This is a genomic window from Nocardioides sp. (assembly GCF_036401255.1).
In the GTDB taxonomy this organism is placed as follows: domain Bacteria; phylum Actinomycetota; class Actinomycetes; order Propionibacteriales; family Nocardioidaceae; genus Nocardioides.
Genome location: NZ_DASWVI010000041.1, coordinates 1 through 3,541, shown reverse-complemented (window position 1 = coordinate 3,541; position 3,541 = coordinate 1). Strand labels below are relative to the sequence as shown.

At 73.2% G+C, this 3,541-nt stretch carries 3 protein-coding genes; 2 read left to right on the top strand and 1 reads right to left on the bottom strand.

Annotated features, from left to right (window positions below):
- The coding region (locus VGD85_RS02040; RefSeq protein WP_331061785.1) for a lytic transglycosylase domain-containing protein at window positions 1-565 on the top strand (565 nt) is incomplete at its 5' end.
- On the opposite strand, the gene VGD85_RS02035 is transcribed toward VGD85_RS02040, so the two are convergent.
- Entirely contained in the window at window positions 544-1,095 is a 552-nt protein-coding gene (locus VGD85_RS02035) for a hypothetical protein (protein WP_331061784.1), read from the bottom strand. The genes VGD85_RS02040 and VGD85_RS02035 overlap by 22 nt on opposite strands.
- Before the next feature lie 191 nt (window positions 1,096-1,286).
- Between VGD85_RS02035 and VGD85_RS02030 the strand changes: the two genes are divergently transcribed.
- A partial coding sequence (locus VGD85_RS02030) for a CarD family transcriptional regulator (protein WP_414690746.1) occupies window positions 1,287-3,541 on the top strand: 2,255 nt, incomplete at its 3' end.

The following is a 3,541-nucleotide window of genomic DNA, read 5'->3' as shown; positions in this document are numbered from 1 at the left end:
GGTCCCGGCCCGGGTCGACCCGCGGTGGGTCGCGCGGACCGCGGCCAGGGCCGGCATCCCGGGCCCGGCCGTGCGCGCCTACGCCAACGCCCAGCTGGCGGAGCCCGCGGGCTGCGACGTCGGCTGGACGACACTGGCCGGGATCGGCTGGGTGGAGTCCCACCACGGCACCATCGACGGGCGCACGCTCGGCGAGGACGGCCACTCCTCGACCCCGATCCTCGGCCCGGCGCTCGACGGGCGCGGCCAGGTCGCCGCGATCCCGGCCACCCCGCAGTCCAGAGCGTGGCACGGCGACCCGGCCTGGGACCACGCGGTCGGCCCGCTGCAGTTCATCCCCTCGACGTGGGCGGCATGGGGCGCCGACGGCGACGGGGACGGGACCGCCGATCCCAACGACCTCGACGACGCGGCCTACGCCGCGGTGCGCTATCTGTGCGCCGACGGCCACGACCTCGAGTCGGGCCAGGGCTGGGCCGACGCGGTGTTCTCCTACAACCACGCCCAGTCCTACGTCGACGCGGTCTACGCCGCCGCCTCCGCTTACGCCGAGCGCACGGACTGAGAGGTCCGGCCGGCCAAGGACGCGACGTGGTCTGTCAAGAGCCTCGTCGCCATCGCGATCGAGATCGACGGATCGGGAGTGGTGGTCACCTCTCGCCGCAGCCCGCCGACGAGCGCCAACACCACGGCCAGGTCGGCGTCGGCAGGGCGAGCCCCGAGGAGCCGGGTGAGACGCCTCGCAACCAGCTCGCTCTCGCGTTCCCGGGCCAGAGCGAGAACCGCCGCGGGGACGTCGTTCCCCTGAGCCAGCTCACCACGGGCGAGCTCGTCGAGGGCGTGCCAGGCCCGGACGCCGAGCACCTCGTCCACCGTCTCCGGGAGTCGCGCCGGTGTCGATGACGGATCGAGGTCGTGCGTCCATTCCTCCCACCGATCTGCGAAGAAGACGAAGACCATGCGAAGGACCTCGCTCCTGTCGGCTCGCTGTGAGAGGGCCGACGGGGTGATCCCCAGCATCGCCGCCATCGCTCGCGAGCTGAAGGCCGTCGCCCCCGCCTCCGAGAGGACCCGGATCGCGGCGTCGGTCAGCATGTGGCCGAACGCGCGTGAGTCGGGCCGCAGGAATGGCGATGGCATGTCTTGAGGATTGCCCATCCGGCGAGGCGGGTCGCGGCGCTCTCCACAACCACGTCTCCCGCGCACTTAATACATGTGTAGTAAGTGCGGACGGGGTCTCCCCGGAGGAGCGGCCTAGACTGCAGGCGACCCCCTGTCGCCTGGTGATGGGGGGCGCTCGTGCTGTCCGCCCCCCATCTGGAGACTCTGTGCACCTCTCCGGCCTGGCCGAGGCCGTCCTCGCCGACCCCACGCTCGCCGCGGCGATGACCGACGCGCGTGGTGGCGCCGTGCCCGCGCTCGACCTGACCGGCCCGCCGGCGATGCGGCCCTTCGTCGTCGCGGGCCTGGTCCGCGAGGGGCGCTCGGTGCTCGCCGTGACCGCCACGGCCCGGGAGGCCGAGGACCTCGTCGAGGCGCTCGGCGACCTGGTCGACCCGGCCCTGGTCGCCTACTACCCGAGCTGGGAGACGCTGCCCCACGAGCGCCTGAGCCCGCGCAGCGACACCGTCGGCCGTCGGCTCGCGGTGCTGCGCCGGCTCAGCCACCCCGGCCAGGACGCCTCGAACGGCCCGGTGAGGGTCGTGGTGGCGCCGGTGCGCTCGGTGCTGCAGCCCCAGGTGCAGGGACTCGGCGACCTCGAGCCGGTCGAGCTGGCGCCCGGCGACACCGCGCCCCTCGACGACCTCGTACGCCGGCTCGCGGGCGCGGCGTACTCGCGCGTCGACCTGGTCGAGAAGCGCGGCGAGTTCGCGGTGCGCGGCGGCATCGTCGACGTGTTCCCGCCGACCGAGGAGCACCCGCTCCGCGTGGAGCTGTGGGGCGACGACGTCGAGGAGATCCGGTCGTTCTCGGTCGCCGACCAGCGCACCCTGGAGAAGGTCGAGCGGCTGTGGGCGCCGCCGTGCCGCGAGCTGCTGCTCACCGACGAGGTGCGGGCGCGGGCGGCCGAGCTCGGGCGGCAGCACCCGCAGCTGCTCGAGCTGACCGACAAGATCGCCGCCGGCATCGCCGTCGAAGGCATGGAGTCACTGGCGCCCGTGCTCGTCGACGACATGGAGCTGCTCGTCGACCTGATGCCCGCGGACACCCACGTGCTGGTCCTCGACCCCGAGCGCGCGCGCAGCCGGGCGCACGACCTCGTCGCGACGAGCGAGGAGTTCCTGGGCGCCAGCTGGGCCGCGGCCGCCGGTGGCGGCACCGCACCGATCGACACCCTGATGTTGGGCATGGGCGCGGCGTCGTACCGCTCGATCGCCGACGTCCGCGAGCACTCCCTCGACCGGGGCCTGCCCTGGTGGACGGTCAGCCCGTTCGGCATCGAGACCGAGGGCGAGACCGATCCCGACGTGATCGCCGGCGCGGTGCCGACGCGCACCGTCTCGGCCACGTCGGTCGACGCCTACCGCGGCGAGATGGAGCGCGCGATCGCCGACATCGAGCGCTGGCGCCGCTCGGGCCACCGGGTCGTCGTGCTGCACACCGGCCACGGTCCGGCGCAGCGCATGGCGGAGGTGCTCGGCGAGCACGACGTCCCCGCGCGGGTCGTCGACGACGTCGGCGCCGCCGACGAGCTCACCGACAGCGTCGTGACGATCACCTGCGGCGCGATCGACCACGGGTTCGTCGACGACGCCAACCGCCTCGTGCTGCTCACCGGCGAGGACCTCTCCTCATCAGTTGCCTCGACGCGCGACATGCGCAAGAGATTGCCCGCGCGCCGCAAGCGCCAGATCGACCCGCTCGAGCTGCGCGCCGGCGACTACGTCGTGCACGAGCAGCATGGCGTCGGCCGCTTCGTGGAGATGAAGCAGCGCGAGGTCGGCGGAGCGGTGCGCGAGTACCTCGTGCTCGAGTACGGCGCGTCACGGCGCGGATCCGGTGGGGTGAGCGGCCCGCCGGACCGGCTGTACGTGCCCGCTGACGCCCTCGACCAGGTCACCCGCTACGTCGGCGGCGAGCAGCCGTCGCTCGACCGGCTCGGCGGCGGCGACTGGACCAAGCGCAAGAACCGGGCACGCAAGGCGGTCCGCGAGATCGCGGCCGAGCTCATCAAGCTCTACGCCGCGCGCCAGGCGACCAAGGGCCACGCCTTCGGGCCGGACACGCCCTGGCAGCGCGAGCTCGAGGACGCGTTCCCGTTCCAGGAGACCCCCGACCAGTTGAGCACGGTCGACGAGGTCAAGGGCGACATGATGCGGACGGTCCCCATGGACCGGCTGGTCTGCGGCGACGTCGGCTACGGCAAGACCGAGATCGCCGTGCGTGCTGCGTTCAAGGCGGTCCAGGACGGCAAGCAGGTCGCGGTGCTGGTGCCGACGACGCTGCTGGTCACCCAGCACCTGAGCACGTTCGCCGAGCGGATGAGCGGCTTCCCCGTCGTACTCAAGGCGCTGTCGCGGTTCCAGACCGACGCCGAGGC